Source organism: Kitasatospora sp. NPDC056531, from assembly GCF_042794375.1.
GTDB lineage: Bacteria > Actinomycetota > Actinomycetes > Streptomycetales > Streptomycetaceae > Kitasatospora.
The window spans coordinates 50,133-66,344 of record NZ_JBHTTU010000023.1; the positions used below are offsets into that span (position 1 = coordinate 50,133).

12 protein-coding genes and 1 riboswitch are annotated in these 16,212 nt (G+C 73.5%); of the genes, 3 read left to right on the plus strand and 9 right to left on the minus strand.

Features of this window, described 5'->3' with window-relative positions:
- Position 1: 1 nt before the first annotated feature.
- From ACFQ87_RS20830 to ACFQ87_RS20840, 3 genes are read right to left on the minus strand one after another with little or no spacing between them, the layout of a single operon-like run.
- Entirely contained in the window at positions 2-2,113 is a 2,112-nt protein-coding gene (locus ACFQ87_RS20830; protein WP_380612262.1) for a putative cobaltochelatase, read from the minus strand.
- The gene (locus ACFQ87_RS20835) at positions 2,110-3,624 is read right to left on the minus strand and encodes a cobyric acid synthase (protein WP_380612263.1); all 1,515 of its coding nucleotides are present in this window, start codon (positions 3,622-3,624) and stop codon (positions 2,110-2,112) included. Before ACFQ87_RS20835 ends, ACFQ87_RS20830 begins: the two co-directional genes overlap by 4 nt.
- A complete protein-coding gene (locus ACFQ87_RS20840; RefSeq protein ID WP_380612264.1) occupies positions 3,621-4,709 on the minus strand; it encodes a cobalamin biosynthesis protein in 1,089 nt (362 codons plus the stop codon). The genes ACFQ87_RS20835 and ACFQ87_RS20840 overlap by 4 nt, the downstream gene beginning before the upstream one ends.
- 98 nt (positions 4,710-4,807) lie before the next feature.
- A riboswitch (cobalamin riboswitch) is annotated at positions 4,808-4,939 on the minus strand.
- A gap of 217 nt (positions 4,940-5,156) precedes the next feature.
- Here ACFQ87_RS20840 and ACFQ87_RS20845 point away from each other — a divergent pair.
- The 3 genes from ACFQ87_RS20845 (at position 5,157) to ACFQ87_RS20855 (ending at position 9,120) form a co-directional block, all read left to right on the plus strand.
- On the plus strand, positions 5,157-5,849 hold the full coding sequence (locus ACFQ87_RS20845; RefSeq protein WP_380612265.1) for a helix-turn-helix domain-containing protein: 693 nt from the start codon (positions 5,157-5,159) through the stop codon (positions 5,847-5,849).
- 134 nt (positions 5,850-5,983) lie between these two features.
- On the plus strand, positions 5,984-7,108 hold the full coding sequence (locus tag ACFQ87_RS20850) for an alpha/beta hydrolase family protein (RefSeq protein WP_380612266.1): 1,125 nt from the start codon (positions 5,984-5,986) through the stop codon (positions 7,106-7,108).
- A gap of 686 nt (positions 7,109-7,794) precedes the next feature.
- A complete protein-coding gene (locus ACFQ87_RS20855) occupies positions 7,795-9,120 on the plus strand; it encodes a hypothetical protein (RefSeq protein WP_380612267.1) in 1,326 nt (441 codons plus the stop codon).
- 126 nt (positions 9,121-9,246) lie between these two features.
- On the opposite strand, the gene ACFQ87_RS20860 is transcribed toward ACFQ87_RS20855, so the two are convergent.
- From ACFQ87_RS20860 to ACFQ87_RS20885, 6 genes are all read right to left on the minus strand, one after another.
- On the minus strand, positions 9,247-10,125 hold the full coding sequence (locus ACFQ87_RS20860; RefSeq protein ID WP_030285592.1) for a phosphatidylcholine/phosphatidylserine synthase: 879 nt from the start codon (positions 10,123-10,125) through the stop codon (positions 9,247-9,249).
- Positions 10,112-10,804: a phosphatidylserine decarboxylase gene (locus ACFQ87_RS20865; RefSeq protein WP_380612268.1), complete on the minus strand. Its 693-nt coding sequence runs from the start codon at positions 10,802-10,804 to the stop codon at positions 10,112-10,114. The genes ACFQ87_RS20860 and ACFQ87_RS20865 overlap by 14 nt, the downstream gene beginning before the upstream one ends.
- A 508-nt stretch (positions 10,805-11,312) precedes the next feature.
- Positions 11,313-12,515, minus strand: a complete 1,203-nt coding sequence (locus ACFQ87_RS20870; RefSeq protein WP_380612269.1) for an acyl-CoA dehydrogenase family protein — start codon at positions 12,513-12,515, stop codon at positions 11,313-11,315.
- 151 nt (positions 12,516-12,666) lie between these two features.
- Entirely contained in the window at positions 12,667-13,170 is a 504-nt protein-coding gene (locus ACFQ87_RS20875; RefSeq protein ID WP_380612270.1) for a MaoC family dehydratase, read from the minus strand.
- Positions 13,171-13,175: 5 nt separating this feature from the next.
- Positions 13,176-14,138 carry an HpcH/HpaI aldolase/citrate lyase family protein gene (locus tag ACFQ87_RS20880; RefSeq protein ID WP_380612271.1) on the minus strand — a complete coding sequence of 321 codons (963 nt, stop codon included), beginning with the start codon at positions 14,136-14,138 and terminating at the stop codon, positions 13,176-13,178.
- 43 nt (positions 14,139-14,181) lie between these two features.
- Positions 14,182-16,212, minus strand: a complete 2,031-nt coding sequence (locus tag ACFQ87_RS20885; RefSeq protein WP_380612272.1) for a protein meaA — start codon at positions 16,210-16,212, stop codon at positions 14,182-14,184.

Below are 16,212 nucleotides of genomic sequence, written 5' to 3' on the forward strand. Positions count from 1 at the left end.
CTCAGGCCGCCTTTCGCATCGCAGTGGTCGAACGGTTCACGGAACGGCTCACCGAGCGGTTCTCGCGGACGAGCGAGGCCACGCCCTCGGCGCGCAGCTCGTCCAGGCTGACGGCGCTGCCGCCGAGCAGCCCGGCCAGGGTACGGGCCAGACCCAGGCGGACCGGCCCGGACTCGCAGTCCAGCACCACGCTCGCGGTGCCCTGCGCGGCGAACAGCGCGGCCGCGCGCTGCGACTGCGCGAGCGCGTCCCGCCCGCCGGTGGCCCGGCCGTCGGTCACCACGACCAGCAGCGGGCGCCGGTTCGGGTCGCGCAGCCGCTCCACCCGCAGCACCTCGTGCGCGCGCAACAGGCCCGCGGCCAGGGGGGTCCGCCCGCCGGTGGGCAGCGACTCCAGCCGCGCCGCGCCGACCTCGACCGAGGAGGTGGGCGGCAGCGCCAGCTCTGCGCCCGCGCCGCGGAAGGTGATCATGCCGATCTTGTCGCGGCGCTGGTAGGCGTCCATCAGCAGCGACAGCACCGCGCCCTTGACGGCGGTCATCCGCTGCCGGGCGGCCATCGAGCCGGATGCGTCCACCACGAACAGCACCAGGTTGGACTCCCGTCCCTGGCGTACCTGTTCGCGGAAGTCGTCCTTGTGCAGCACCAGCGCCCGGCCGTCCCGCCCGCGCGCCACCTGGTGCGGCGCGGCGGCCTGCAGGGTCGCGGTCAGGTGCAGCCGGCTCAGCGGGCCCTGCGGCCGCCGGGCGCGGATGGTGTGTCCGCCGGAGGTCTCGGCGGGGGAGCGCCGGCCCTGCGCGCCGTGGCCGGTGCCCCGTACGGTGAACAGCCGGGTCCGGTACGGTTCGCCGGCCGCGACCGGCGCCGACTCCCGGGCGGGGGAGGGGTGTTGGGCCGGGACGGGCGGCTGCGCGGGCGCCTCGGCGTCCTCGGGGGCGGATGCCTCCGGAGCGCCGCCGTCGGACGGCTCGGGCGCGCCGCCGCCGTCGGGCCCGCCGCCGTCGGGGCCGCCGCCGTCGGGGCCGCCCCCGTCCGGACCCGGGCCGTCGTCTTCGGGCTCCGGGCCGTCACCCTCGGGCTCAGGCTCCGGGTCCTCCGGCTGGGCGTGCTCCTCCAGCGTCCGGTCCAACTGCTCCTCGTCCAGCCCCGGAGCATCGAAGGGGTTGCGGCGGCGCCGGTGCGGCAGGGCCAGCTGGGCGGCCTTGCGGACGTCCTCCTCCAGCACCTCGGTGCGCCCTGTCCAGGCGGCCAGCGCGACCGCCGTGCGGGCCATCACGATGTCCGCGCGCAGCCCGTCCACCTCGAACGCCGCGCACACGGCGGTGATCTGACGCAGCGCCACGTCCGTCAACTCGACCTTGGGCAGCAACTCCCTGGCGGCGGTGATGTGTTCGGCGAGCTCCCGCTCCTCGGCCGCGAACCGCGCCGCGAAGCCGGCCGGGTCCGCGTCGTACGCGAGCCGGCGCCGGACCACCTCGGCGCGCTCGGCCGGGTCCCGGGTGGCGGCGATCTCGACGGTCAGGCCGAAGCGGTCGAGCAGCTGCGGCCGCAGCTCGCCCTCCTCCGGGTTCATCGTGCCGACCAGCAGGAAGCGCGCCGCGTGCCGCACCGACACGCCCTCGCGCTCCACGTACGAGCGGCCCATCGCGGCGGCGTCCAGCAGCAGGTCCACCACGTGGTCCTGGAGCAGGTTCACCTCGTCGATGTAGAGCACGCCGCGGTGCGCCTTGGCGAGCAGCCCGGGCTCGTACGCCTTGACGCCCTCGGCGAGCGCGCGCTCCAGGTCGAGCGAGCCGACGATCCGGTCCTCGGCCACGCCGACCGGCAACTCGACCAGTTGGGACGGGCGTTCGTGACTCCCCAGGGAGGTGTGCGGCCCGTCCGGGCACTGCGGGTCCGGCGCGGCCGGGTCGCAGGCGAAGCGGCAGCCGTCCACGGCGGCGATGGAGGGCAGCAGCCCGGCCAGCGCGCGCACCATGGTGGACTTCGCGGTGCCCTTCTCGCCGCGCACCAGCACGCCGCCCACGGCCGGGGAGACCGCGTTCAGCAGCAGCCCGAGCCGCAGGTCGGCCATGCCGACGATCGCGGTGAACGGATAGCGGACGTCAGTCATGCGTCACTCCCAGGTGCCCCGGGCGCCAGGAACGGCAGCGACCCGGCTGCCGGCACCCCGCCCTCGATCAGCTTCCACAGCGCGTCGGTGTCCGCGTGTTCCTCGATCAGGTCGCCCAGCCGGTCCAGCCGGGCCTCGCGCGCCTCGGCGAAGCAGGTGTCCGGCGCCGGGACGAACGCCCGGCCTGCCGACTCGGCGACCTCGCGCAGGAGTTCGCGGCGGAAACCGTCGTTCTCCAGCGCGCCGTGCCAGGTGGTGCCCCAGACCGAGCCGACCCGGCAGCCGTCCAGGAAGGGGGTGCCCCCGTCGACGGCCACCACTCCGTGGTGGATCTCGTAGCCCTCGACCCGCTGTCCGTACGCCTCGCCGACCGGTCGCGCCAGCACCTTCTCGGCGCCGAAGCGCACCCGTGTCGGCAGCAGCCCGAGCGCGTCGACGACGCCCGCCCTGGACTCCACCTCGTCGTCGATCGAGCGCGCCAGCATCTGGTACCCGCCGCAGACCCCGAGGATCGGCAGCCCGGCCGCCGCCCGCGCCTTCAGCGCCGGCTCCAGGCCGCGTTCGCGCAGCCAGGCGAGGTCCGCCACGGTGGCCCGGGTGCCGGGCAGCACCACCAGGTCGGCGTCGGCCAGCTCCTCCGGCCGGGTCGCCCAGCGCACCAGCACGCCCGGCTCCTGCGCCAGCGCGTCCACGTCGGTGAAGTTGGACAGCCGGGGGAAGCGCACCACGGCCACCCGCAGCACGTCCGCCCCGAGCGGCCCACGGCCGTCGACCCGGTCCACCACCGTCGACAGGTCGAGCGAGTCCTCGGCGTCCAGCCACAGGCCCGGCAGCATCGGCAGCGTCCCCAGCACCGGACGGCCGGTCAGCTCGCGCAGCATCTCCAGCCCGGGCGCCAGCAGCCGCGCGTCGCCGCGGAACTTGTTGACGAACCAGCCCGCCACATGCCGCTGGTCCTCGGCCGACAGCAGCGCCAGCGTCCCGTACATCGCGGCGAAGACCCCGCCGCGGTCGATGTCACCGACCACCACGACGGGCAGTCCGGCGGCCGTGGCCAGGCCCATGTTGGCGATGTCCCGGTCGCGCAGGTTGATCTCGGCGGGCGAGCCCGCGCCCTCGCAGACCACCACGTCGAAGCGGCGGCGCAGGTCCGCCAGGCACTCCAGGGAGCGTTCCAGCAGGACGGGCTTGCGATCCCGGTAGTCCAGCGCGCCCACCTCGGCCACCGGTCTGCCGAGCAGCACCACCTGGCTGCGGCCGTCCGCGCCGGGCTTGAGCAGCACCGGGTTCATCGCCGCCTCCGGCTCCACCCGGGCGGCCTGCGCCTGCATCGCCTGGGCGCGGCCGATCTCGGCGCCGTCGGCGGTGACGAAGGAGTTCAGCGACATGTTCTGCGCCTTGAACGGCGCGACCCGCACGCCCTGGCGGGCCAGCCAGCGGCAGATCCCGGCCGTCACCACGCTCTTGCCCGCGTCCGAGGTCGTCCCGGCGACCAGCAGCGCGTTCGTCATGCCCCACCCCTCTTCATCAGGAGCCGCAGCAGGACGTGCCCCGCGACCGTCGTACCCAGCGCCAGCGCGCCCACCCGCCGGGACAGCGTGCAGGCCCGCTCGATGTCGTCCACCGTCACCGGCCGCAACTCCGCGCCCAGCACCGGCCGGTGCTCCACCCTTTGCCGTGGCTCCGCACTCGCCTCCGGGCGCTCCTGGCCCGGAGCCGACGCTCCTCGCTCCGGCGCTCCCTCCTGCGTCGGTCGCTTGTCGCTCGTCGCTTTCGGCTCCGGCGCGCCCTTCGGCTCGTGCGGGTACTGCAGAGTCCCGCCCAGCCGGACGCCCACCGCGCCGGCGAAGGCCGACTCGGCCTGGCCCGCGTTCGGGCTCGGGTGCGCGGAGCCGTCCCGCCGCCAGACCCGCCAGGCGGTGCGGGGCTCGGGTGCGGCGGCCACCGTCAGCAGCGCGGTGAGCCGGGCGCCCGGCCAGCCGGCCACGTCGTCCAGCCGGGCCGAGGCCCAGCCGAAGCGGGCGTAGCGGGGCGAGCGGTGGCCCACCATCGCGTCCAGGGTGTTCACCGCGCGGAAGGCCAGTAGGCCCGGCGTGCCCGCCAGAGCGCCCCAGGTCAGCGCGTTCACCACGGCGTCGGCGGTGTTCTCGGCCACCGACTCGACCACGGCCCGGGCGATCTGCTGTTCGTCCAGCGCGCTCGGGTCCCGCCCGCACAGGTGCGGCAGTCGTTCCCGGGCGGCCGTCAGATCGCCCGCGGTGAGGGAGCGGCCGATGGTGCGCGCCTCCCGGGTCAGCGAGGTGCCGCCGAGCACCGTCCAGGTCGCCGCCGCGGCCAGTGCCGCCCGCCCCAGCGGACGGCGTCCCACCGTTCGGTCCAGGGCCAGTGCGCCGGCCGCGACCGCGCCCACGCACAGCGCCGTGTACGCCGTCCCGGCCGTGCGGTCGTCGCGCCACAGACGCCGTTCGAGGCGGGTCGCGGCGTTGCCGAAGAGCGCGACGGGGTGGCCGCGGCGGGGGTCGGCGAAGCGGGCGTCGACGGCGTAGCCCGCGACGGCGCCCAGCGCGAAGGCGGCGGCGCGGGTCAGCGGGCGCACGGCGGTGGGCAGCTCGAGGTCCGACGGGGCGGGGCAGGCTGCATCGCGTGCGTGTCCTCACTCAGGGTCCGCGCCCTGGATCGACGTACCGGGGGCGAGAGTCTCCTGGCTTCCGGGTCGGACGCACCCTCGGGCCTTCCAGCGGCTTCTGACGGTCCGCCGTGGCACCTTCCGAGCGTGCTCCCCGGTGACAGTGGCGGGACCGCGCCGGACTCGCACCGGCTTCCTCTCCATGCCTCCGTTTGGCGCAAGGATCCCATCACGCGGCCGATCCACGCGTCAACCGAGGTCACGGAGGGGTTGGTCACACGGCGGCCACGGGGCGGCCACACGGCGGCCGGGTGTCGTCACTGTGCGATCGCCCAGCGCGGCGGAGGGCCCGTCAGTCCCGCTTCGTGCGTTCTGGGGCTGGGGCCACGCCGAGGACCGCGCCTACCGTTCGGTGCCATGCGCCGCCGAAAGACCCCCGCCGCCGCCCCGCCCCCGGTGCCGTTCTCGCCCGAGGCCGCCCGCGTCCACCGGGTCGGCCTCGGCCTGACCCCCGAACAGGTCGCCGAGGGCATGGCCGCCCACGGTGTACGGCTGCTGTTCGGCCACGTCCTCGCCTGGGAGAACGGCGACCTGCGGCCGGGCGAGGCCGAGCTCATCGCCCTCGCCCGCGCCCTCTGGTGCCCCGCCGCCGACCTGATGGGCGCCCGCCCGACGCGCCTGCGGGACCACCGCATCGCCCGCGAACTCGGCCAGGAGGCCGTGGCCGAACGTGTCGGCATGTCCCTGCCCGCCTACCGGGAGGCCGAACTGACCGGCCACTGGGACGGCGACCCTGACCAGACCCACGCCCTCGCCCAGGTCCTCGGCCTGCGGCTGACCGAGCTGGTCGAGGCCACCGGCCGCGCCGAGGCCCTGGACCGGCTGCTGCGCCAGTGCGTCGCCGGCCGCTGGCAGCCCCAGCTCCGCGCCCTCGCCCGCCTCGTCCCCGTCCCCGAGCCGGACCTCGCAGCCGTCCTTCCCGTCCTCCACCAGGAACACCACGTCCCCACCCACTGGGGCACGCCCAGCGTGCCCCGCACCCCCGCCCCGCCGCTCACCCCCCGGTTCTGGCAGCTCCTGGCGGCCCAGCCGACGGCCGTTCCGGTCTGACGCTCCTCTTCCTCCCCCATGCCCCGATTCCTTCCCCATGCCCCGGACGGCCCACTCCGGTGGCCGGGGGAGCACGACCCTGGTGAACTGGTGTGCGAACACCGTCCGGTCCGTGAAGCAGAGCGGGGAACGATATGCGTTGGCGAACCGCAGCGGTCGTGGCGGCCGCCGCCGTCGGGGCCGGGGTCGTCGTCCTGATGATCGGCCGCCGGGCTTCCGAGCGGATGGTCCGTCCGGGCGCGGGGCCGGACGCGGCCGTGCAGGAGTCCGGGCCCATCCTGGTGCAGAGCCTCGCCGCTGGCCGGGTCACCTTCACCCGCCGCCCCGAGAGCCTGCGGCGCGGCCGCTGGGCCGTCGAGTGGGAGGGCGGCGGGCACGCGGTGGTCGAGGAGATCCTGCACAGCGACGAGCAGGGCGTCACCCGGCGGCTCGTCCGCGCCGACCGGGGCACCCTCACGCCCGGCACCGAGGTGCACTTCACCCCCCGCGTGCTGCTCGGCGACCCCACCGAGGCGCTCGGCCTGGCCTTCAGCGACACCAGCGCCGACGGCGAGCTGGGCGACCTCCCGGCCTGGCGCCTCGACGGCAAGCGCGGCACCTGGGTGATCCTCGTCCACGGCACCGAGGCCGACCGCCAGCAGACCCTCCCGGTCCTGCCCGTCCTCGACCGCCTCGGCCTGCCCGTCCTCGCCGTCACCTACCGCGGCGACGCGGGCGCCCCCGCCTCCCCGGACGGGCTCAGCCACTTCGGCGCGACCGAGTGGCGCGACGTCGAGTCGGCGATACGGCTGGCGCTCGACCACGGCGCGGGCAGGGTGATCCTGTACGGCTGGTCGCTGGGCGCCACCATGGTCCTGCACGCGGCGGCCCGCTCCGCGTGGGCGCACGCCATCAGCGGGCTGATCCTCGACTCGCCCGTCCTCGACCTGCCCGCCTCCGCCCGCCGCGACGCCGCCCGGGCCGGCTTCACGGGCGTCGCCGCCGAGCTGGGCGCGCTGGCCGCCGAGGGCCGCACCGGCGTCGACCTCGCCGACTTCGCGCGGCTCGCCGAGGGTGCGGACCTGCACGTCCCCACCCTGGTGCTGCACAGCCCCAGCGACCCGATCGCCCCGTTCGGCACCGCCCAGCGCCTCGCGGCCGCCCGCCCGGACGTGGTCAACCTGCAGACCTTCCCGGGCGCCGACCACGCCGCCCTGTGGAACTCCGCCCCCGACCACTACACCGAACTCCTCCGTCGCTGGCTCACCCCCCTGCTCTGACCGTGCCCACCCCGGCTTGGGGGGCCAAATTTGGCCCTGCGGATGAGAGTCGGCCCATCCGACTCCCCGCGTCACTCCGCCTGACAGCCCACCGCCGCCCCGGAAGCACCACCGGCCCGGGGCGGCCGACGCTCCGCCCGCCGTCCGCGCGACCCCCGTTCGATTCGCTGTCCGGTTCGCGCCCCCGGTGCGGCTCCGGCCCGCGCGCCAGAAGTCGGCCCGGCCGACTTCCCGTGCCGAAACCCCCGCCCCCTGGCACATGCCGCCTGGCCGGATCCCACCCACCGCGCCTCCGCGCACCCTCCGTACACCCCCGTTCGACACGCAGCGTGACCGGCCGAACGAGCACCGCGACGCCCGGCCGCAACCCTGGCATGGCCCCGCCACACGTTTCCGGCCAGGCGGTTTGCCACTGTTGCCCGATCTTGCGGAGGTGCCGTCCCCGGTCTCCCGGTCGTACGGACAACCGGATGTGACAGAAGGCCGGTGCAAGGGGAAGACTGCTCGACGTGACGTCTCGGAACCCGCGCGACCGTGATGCCCCGCTCCCGCCGACGATCGGTACCGGTGCGACGGTGACCCGTCTCCCCGGTACACCCCACCGGCCCTCCGGTGGCAGGCCGGGTGGGGCCGGTGTACCCCGGCGGCGAGGGCCCGCGCCGGCGCCAGGGCGGGGTCGGGTTCCCGTGCCGGAGGGCTTCCCCGCGCCGGCCGAGCTCGCGCCGCTGGCCCGTCGGATGCTGGTGGACGCCGTCCGGATCGCCCGCTGGGCCGGGGAACTGGACGAGGTCGACAAGCGTGGCGAGCTGCTCCCGGAGGACGCCCGTGCGGCGGGCCGGGCGCTTGCCATGACGGTCGGCGCCGCCGCCAAGGCCTGGGGGCAGGCGCTGCTGGTCGGCCTGGTGGAGGCCCGGGACGGCGGCGCCGGCCCCGGCTGGCGCCTGCACGCCTGGGAGCACGACGACGAGGCCGTGGTGCGTGGCTGGTCCGGGCTGTTCGACGCCTGGACGCTGCTCGCCCCGGTGCCGCCCGCCGCGCTGCGCGGGGTGTTCGCCGTCCTGGCCGGCCAGGCCGTGGACCAGGCCCCGCAGCTGCTGTCCTTCCTGCACCTGGTGGACGGCCCGGTGGCCGAGAGCGAGCTGCTGGAGCTGCTGCGCCGCGGCTTGGACGAGCGCCGGGTCGGTACCGGCCTCGGCGGCCCCGGCCTGTCGCCCGTCCCGCACGCCGCCTCGGCCGTCTCCGCCGTCCGCGGTACCTGCCGCGAGCCGCAGATCGACACCCCGGCCTCGCCCTCCGACGTGGCCGCCGTCCTGGACTGGATGCTGGACGGCCTCGCGGCGGTCGGCGCCGTGGTGCGCAGGAACGATGCCGCTGAGCTCTCCCCGCTGGGCCACTGGGCGGTGCGGGCGAAGCTGGAGGAGATCTGCACGGTCGCCCAGACCGCGGCCGGGCACATCGAGCAGAGCGCCTTCGAGCTGCTGAACGCCTGCGCGGACTACTCGCCGGGCCCGGCCCGGGCCGAGTTCCGCGCCTGGGTGGCGGCCCGTCCGGCGGACCGCGCGGTGGCCGAGCTGCTGGAGGCGGCCCAGGGCGACGACGCGCTGGTGCGCGGCCTCGCCTTCGAGGCGCTGCGGGTGGCCGGGGGACCGGCCGAGCAGGCGGTGCGGGCCTCGGTGGACGAGCCGGTGCTGCGCCCGTACGCGCTGCTGTGGCTGGCGGAGCGCTCGGACGAGGGCGTCTCCCCGGCGGACGTGCTGGGCGCCGAGGACGCCGCCTGGCTGTGGGTGGACACCGCGGCCGCGGTGCTCGACCACGGCGAGACGGAGCTGCTGGTGGGCCACGTCGAGGGCGCCTCGGCGGGCGACCCGGTGCGGCTGTTCGCCCGGGCCCGGCAGTCGGGCCACCCGCGGGCGGCCTCGGTGCTGACCGCGGTCTCGGGCGTGCACCCGGACCCGGGCGTGGCCCGGGCGGCCCGCCGCTCCGCCTTCAGCGTCCACACCGGCGGCGCGTAGCCGCTCCCGCCCCCACCGGCGGTGCGTCGCCGTTCCGCCCCCACCGGCGGTGCGTGGCGAACACGGAAACGAGGAAGGGCCCGGAACCATCAGGTTCCGGGCCCTTCCCGTGCGTCACGAAGCAGCTCAGCCGAGCCGCGACTCCGCCCGCCGGGCACGGACGTCGCCGACCTTCTGCCCGACCTTGCGCCGGATGACCAGCAGCGGCGCCATCGCCGCGAGCGTGATCTGGGCGAAGGCGCCGACGTGCATCAGGGTGTCGCCGCCGGGCAGGCCGGTGGCCCAGGCCGCCAGGCAGCCGATGGCGACGACCACCCAGCACAGCGTGGCGGTGGCCAGCAGCCCCTGCGGCTTCGGGTACTCGATCCGGCTGACCATGAGGTACGCGGCGCCGAAGATGGCGAGCAGACCGGGCAGGAACGGCGGGTCGAGCAGCACGATGGCGATGACCGTCATCGCGCCCATCGGGCAGGGCATGCCCTGGAACACCCCGGGCCGCATCTTGACGGCCGAGAAGCGGGCCAGCCGCAGGACCACCGCGAGCAGCACGGTCAGCGCGATCAGCGCCGAGAGCGTCCGGTTGGACCCCTGCGAGACCATGCCCCAGACCGCGACGAAGTAGGCCGGCGCGATGCCGAAGCTGATCAGGTCGGCCAGGTTGTCGAGTTCCGCTCCGAGGGCGGAGGAGCGGAGCTTCCGCGCCACCAGGCCGTCGAAGAGGTCGCACATCGAGCCGATCAGCAGCAGCGTGACGGCCGTGGCCGCGCTGTGCCGGTCCGGAGCGGCGTCCGGGTTGGTGATGTGCGGGATCAGGACCCCGGTGGTGATCGAGTAGATCGCCAGGAAGCCGCAGACGGCGTTCCCCAGGGTCAGGAAGTCGGCGGTGGACAGGTGCTGCGGGGAGCGCGGGGCACGCAGCTCGCGGTCGCGCGCCCAGCGGCGACGGCGCAGGGCCGTCTCCTCGTCGTCCAGGCCGACGATTGTCTCAGGATCAGTCACGGTCAAGGCGCGTCACCCCGGCTGTGGTCTTCTGGCCGACCTCGACGCCGACCTCGACGCCGGCCGGCAGGTAGGTGTCGACCCGGGACCCGAACCGGATCAGACCGATCCGGTCACCCTGCTCGACCTTGGTTCCGGCGGCCACGTACGGCACGATGCGGCGGGCCACGGCCCCCGCGATCTGCACCATCTCGATGTCGCCGAGCTCGGTGTCGAAGTGCCAGACGACCCGCTCGTTCTGGTCGCTGTCCTTGTTGAACGCCGGCACGAAACCGCCCGCCACGTGCTCCACCGACGTCACCGTGCCCGGCAGGGGCGCGCGGTTGACGTGGACGTTGAGCGGGCTCATGAAGATCGCGACCCGGGTGCGGCCGTCCGGCCAGGCGTCGATGCTCTGCACCACGCCGTCGGCGGGGGAGATCACTCTGCCCGTGCCGATCTCACGCTCGGGGTCGCGGAAGAACCACAGCATGCCCGCGCTCAGTGCGCAGGCCGGAACCGCCGCCAGGGCCCACTTGCCGCTGCGCCGGGTGAGGGCGCTGGTCACGGCTGCGGTGGCGAGGGTGGGGACGAACCAGGGGGTGGCTCCGCGCGCGATGGTCACGCGGGGTCGCCGACCGGCCGTCGGGCCTGCGAGGGCATCGCGGTCCGTGACGGAGGTGTGAGGGGACGGGCTGATGGGCATCGAAGACCTTTGTCGCGGGGGATCATGGCCGCTGGACGGGGGCCACCGCGGGATCGGTAATAGAGGGACGGCTTGCTGTCCCGGTGGATGCTATCGGGAGCACACGGTGGGTGGGCAACCCGCCTGCTCGTTCATGTGTCCGGTGGGAGCGCGTATGCGCGTCCCACCTGTACGACCGTAGCTCGCCCCGGTCCGGTTCCCAAGGGACCCGGCGAGGCTGGTGACACTTGTCTCAGCAGGGGCGCGCGCTCGGAACCCGGAGGGGACACGGTCCGTAGCGGCCGGAGGAAGGTGTACGGAAGCGGCCGCAGGGCGCGTTGCTGCAGCTGTACGCCCTGCGGCCGCTTTCCGGAGGGCCGTGCCGGACCCAGGCGGACCAGGCCGGGCCCGTGACGGTGCACGGCGCTCAGCCGGGACGGGCCCGCACGCCCGTCGACCGGCGGTTCGAAGGGGGTCGTCCGTCCGTGACGTCGGTTCACGACATCGGGCAACGCGGACGGCCCCGCGATCACTCGGCGATCCGGTACTCCTCCAGGAGCCGGCGGCCGACGATCATCTTCTGGATCTCCGCAGTTCCTTCACCGATGAGCAGCATCGGGGCCTCGCGGTAGAGGCGCTCGATCTCGTACTCCTTGGAGAAGCCGTAGCCGCCGTGGATCCGGAAGGCGTCCTCGACGACCTCCTTGCAGTACTCGGAGGCCAGGTACTTGGCCATGCCGGCCTCGAGGTCGTTGCGCTCGCCGCTGTCCTTCTTGCGGGCGGCCATCACCATCATCTGGTGGGCGGCCTCGACCTTGGTGGCCATCTCGGCGAGCTTGAACTGGATCGCCTGGTGCTCGGCGATCTTCTTGCCGAAGGTGGAGCGCTGCTGGGCGTAGGAGATGCCCAGCTCGAAGGCGCGGCGGGCGACGCCGCAGCCGCGGGCGGCGACGTTGACGCGGCCGACCTCGACGCCGTCCATCATCTGGTAGAAGCCGCGGCCCGGGACGCCGCCGAGGATGCGGTCGGCCGGGATCCGGACGTCCTGCAGGACCAGCTCGGTCGTGTCGACGCCCTTGTAGCCCATCTTCTCGATCTTCCCGGGCACGGTCAGGCCGGGGACGGTCGGGTTCGGGCCGAAGCCGGCCGTCTTCTCGATCAGGAAGGTGGTCATGTTCTTGTACGGGGTGTTGCCACCCTCGTCGGTCTTGCACAGGACCGCGACCAGGGTGGAGGTGCCGCCGTTGGTGAGCCACATCTTCTGGCCGTTGAGGACGTAGAAGTCGCCGTCCTTGACGCCCTTGGTGGAGATGGCCGAAACGTCGGAGCCGAGGCCGGGCTCGGACATCGAGAAGGCGCCGCGGATTTCGCCGGCGGCCATCTTCGGCAGGAAGTAGTCCTTCTGCTCCTGGGTGCCGTGGGCGTTGATCATGTGCGCCACGATGAAGTGGGTGTTCACGATGCCGGAGACCGACATCCAGCCGCGGGCGATCTCCTCGACCACCAGGGCGTAGGTGAGCAGGGACTCGCCGAGGCCGCCGTACTCCTCGGGGATGGTCAGGCCGAAGAGCCCGAGCTGCTTCATGCCCTCGACGATGGCGGTCGGGTACTCGTCCTTGTGCTCCAGCTCGGTCGCGACCGGAATGATCTCCTTGTCGACGAAATCCCGCACGGTGGCGAGGATGTCCCGCTGGATCTCGGTGAGGCCGTCGGTCTGTGCGAGGCGTCCCATCGTGCGGCTCCGGAAGGTCTAAAGAGGGCGGGGGGGGGGGGGGATTTTCCGGGGGCCCTGCCGGCGTGGCTGCGGCAGCAGGGCCCCCACCGGGTGGGGGTCGGCCGATGACGGCGGCCTCCCCGTCCGGGGCTCTATATAGAGGAGGGGTTCAGGAAAGCGGCTCGGGGCGCCCCGGCTGCTCGCCGCCGCGCTCCTTGATGTACGTCGCGGTCGGCACCATCACCTTGCGGCGGAAGATGCAGACGACCGTGCCGTCCTGCTTGTACCCCTTGGTCTCGACGTAGACGATGCCGCGGTCGTGCTTGGACTTGGACGGCCACTTGTCGAGGACGGTGGTCTCGCCGTAGATGGTGTCGCCGTGGAAGGTCGGCGCGATGTGGCGCAGCGACTCGATCTCCAGGTTGGCGATCGCCTTGCCGGAGACGTCCGGGACGGACATGCCGAGCAGCAGCGAGTAGATGTAGTTGCCCACCACGACGTTCTTGCCGAAGTCCGTCGTCTTCTCCGCATAGTTGGTGTCCATGTGGAGCGGGTGGTGGTTCATGGTGAGCAGGCAGAAGAGGTGGTCGTCGTACTCGGTGACGGTCTTCCCGGGCCAGTGCTTGTAGACCGCGCCGACCTCGAACTCCTCGTAGGTGCGTCCGAACTGCATCTGAATCACGCCTCCGGGATCTCGAACTTGGTGGTGCGCTCCATGCCGGCGGCCCGGCCCTTGCCCGCGATGACCAGGGCCATCTTGCGGCTGGCCTCGTCGATCATCTCGTCGCCGAGCATCGCGGAGCCCTTGGCGCCGCCCGCCTCGGAGGTGCAGTAGTCGTACGCGTCGAGGATCAGCTCGGCGTGGTCGTAGTCCTCCTGCGAGGGCGAGTAGATCTCGTTCGCGGCGGCGACCTGGTCCGGGTGCAGCACCCACTTGCCGTCGAAGCCGAGGGCGGCGGAGCGGCCGGCCACCTCGCGGTAGCCCTCCTGGTTGCGGATCTGCAGGTACGGGCCGTCGATCGCCTGCAGGTCGTTGGCGCGGGCGGCCATCAGGATGCGCATCAGGATGTAGTGGTAGGCGTCGGCCGGGTAGCCGGGCGGCTGCTCGCCGACCACCAGGGACTTCATGTTGATCGAGGCCATGAAGTCGGCGGGGCCGAAGATGATGGTCTCCAGCCGGGGCGAGGCCTCGGCGATGGCGTCGACGTTGATCAGGCCCTTGGCGTTCTCGATCTGCGCCTCGATGCCGATCTTGCCGACCTCGAAGCCCATGGTCTTCTCGATCTGGGTGAGCAGCAGGTCGAGCGCCCTGACCTGCTCGGCGTCCTGGACCTTGGGGAGCATGATGCAGTCCAGGTTCGGGCCGGCGCCCTCGACCACGGTGATCACGTCGCGGTAGGTCCAGTGGGTGGTCCAGTCGTTGACCCGGACCACGCGGGTCTTGTTGCCCCAGTCGCCGTTGTTCAGCGCATCGACGATGTTGTGGCGGGCACTCTCCTTGACCAGGGGGGCGCAGGCGTCCTCCAGGTCGAGGAAGACCTGGTCGGCCGGCAGGCCCTGGGCCTTCTCCAGGAAGCGCGGGTTGCTGCCCGGTACGGCGAGGCAGGAGCGGCGCGGGCGCAGACGGTTGACAGTAGTCATGAGGGTGGTTCAGTTCCTTCCCAGTGGTCAGCTGGTCAGCTGGTCAGTTCGTGGCCGGGGTCGGTGCGGGCGTCCACGGCTGGAGCCTGTTGGCCAGCCGGATCTCGTCCACGATCCGGCCGATGATGGTCGTGATGCCGAAGTCCTTCGGGGTGAACACGGCGGCGACGCCGGCGGCCTTGAGGGCCTCGCCGTCCGCTGCCGGGATGATGCCACCCACGATCACCGGAACATCCTCCACCCCGGTGCGGCGCAGCCGCTTCAGGACGTCGGGTACCAGCTCGGCGTGGGCGCCCGAGAGGATGGACAGGCCCACGCAGTGCACGTCCTCCGCGACGGCGGCGGAGACGATCTGCTCCGGGGTGAGCCGGATGCCCTGGTAGACGACCTCGAACCCGGCGTCGCGAGCACGGACGGCGATCTGCTCGGCACCGTTGGAGTGCCCGTCCAGGCCGGGCTTGCCGACCAGCAGGCGCAGCTTGCCGGCGCCCAGCTCCTCGGCGGTGGCGGCGACCGCGGCGCGGACCTGCTCCAGCTCCCCGCCGGGCTCGGCGGCCACCGCGACGGGCGCGCCGCCCACGCCGGTGGGGGCGCGGTACTCGCCGAACACCTCGCGCAGGGCGAAGGACCACTCGCCGGTGGTGACCCCGGCCCGGGCGCAGGCGAGCGTGGCCGGCATCAGGTTGGCCTCGGTGGCGGCGACGGCCTTGAGCTCGGCCAGCGCCTCCTGGGCGGCGGCCTCGTCGCGCTGTCCGCGCCAGGCCTCCAGGGCGGCCAGCACGGAGCGCTCGGAGGCCGGGTCGACCACCATGATCGCGGTGTCGAGGTCAGCGGTGAGCGGGCTGGGCTCGGTGGTGTCGAAGCAGTTGACCCCGACGATCCTGTCCTCGCCGGACTCGATCCGGGCCCGGCGGGCGGCGTGCGAGGCGACCAGGTTGGACTTGAGGTAGCCGGACTCCACCGCGGGAATCACCCCGCCCATCTCCAGCACCTTGGCGATCTCCGCCTCGGCACCGGCCAGCAGGGCGGCGGTCTTGGCCTCGATCACCTCGGAGCCGTTGAAGATGTCGCCGTACTCCAGCAGGTCCGACTCGTAGGCCAGCACCTGCTGGATCCGCAGCGACCACTGCTGGTCCCACGGACGGGGCAGACCGAGCGCCTCGTTCCAGGCGGGCAGCTGGACGGCCCGGGCGCGGGCGTCCTTGGAGAGGGTGACGGCCAGCATCTCCAGGACGATCCGCTGGACGTTGTTCTCCGGCTGCGCCTCGGTCAGGCCCAATGAGTTGACCTGGACGCCGTAGCGGAAGCGGCGCTGCTTGGCGTCGGTGATGCCGTAGCGCTCCAGCGTGACCTTCTCCCAGAGCCGGGCGAAGGCGCGCATCTTGCACATCTCCTCGACGAAGCGCACGCCGGCGTTCACGAAGAAGGAGATCCGGGCGACCACGTCGCCCATCCGCTCGGCGGGCACCTGGCCGGAGTCGCGGACCGCGTCGAGCACCGAGATGGCGGTGCACATCGCGTAGGCGATCTCCTGGACGGGCGTGGCGCCCGCCTCCTGCAGGTGGTAGCTGCAGATGTTGATCGGGTTCCACTTGGGGATGTTGCCGACCGTGTAGGCGATCATGTCGGTGATCAGCCGCACCGAGGGGCCGGGCGGGAAGACGTGCGTCCCGCGCGACAGGTACTCCTTGACGATGTCGTTCTGGGTGGTGCCGGTGAGCTTGGCGATGTCGGCGCCCTGCTCCTCGGCGACCACCTGGTAGAGCGCCAGCAGCCACATCGCGGTGGCGTTGATCGTCATCGAGGTGTTGGTCTGCTCGAGCGGGATGCCGTCGAACAGGGTGCGCATGTCGCCGGCGTGGCCCACCGGGACGCCGACCCGGCCCACCTCGCCGCGGGCGAGGATGTGGTCGGAGTCGTAGCCGGTCTGGGTCGGCAGGTCGAAGGCGACGGACAGGCCGGTCTGGCCCTTCGCCAGGTTCCGCCGGTAGAGCGCGTTGGAGTCGCTCGCGGTGGAGTGGCCGGCGTAGGTGCGCATCAGCCAGGGGCGGTCGCGCTTCTGAGGCTCGGTCAT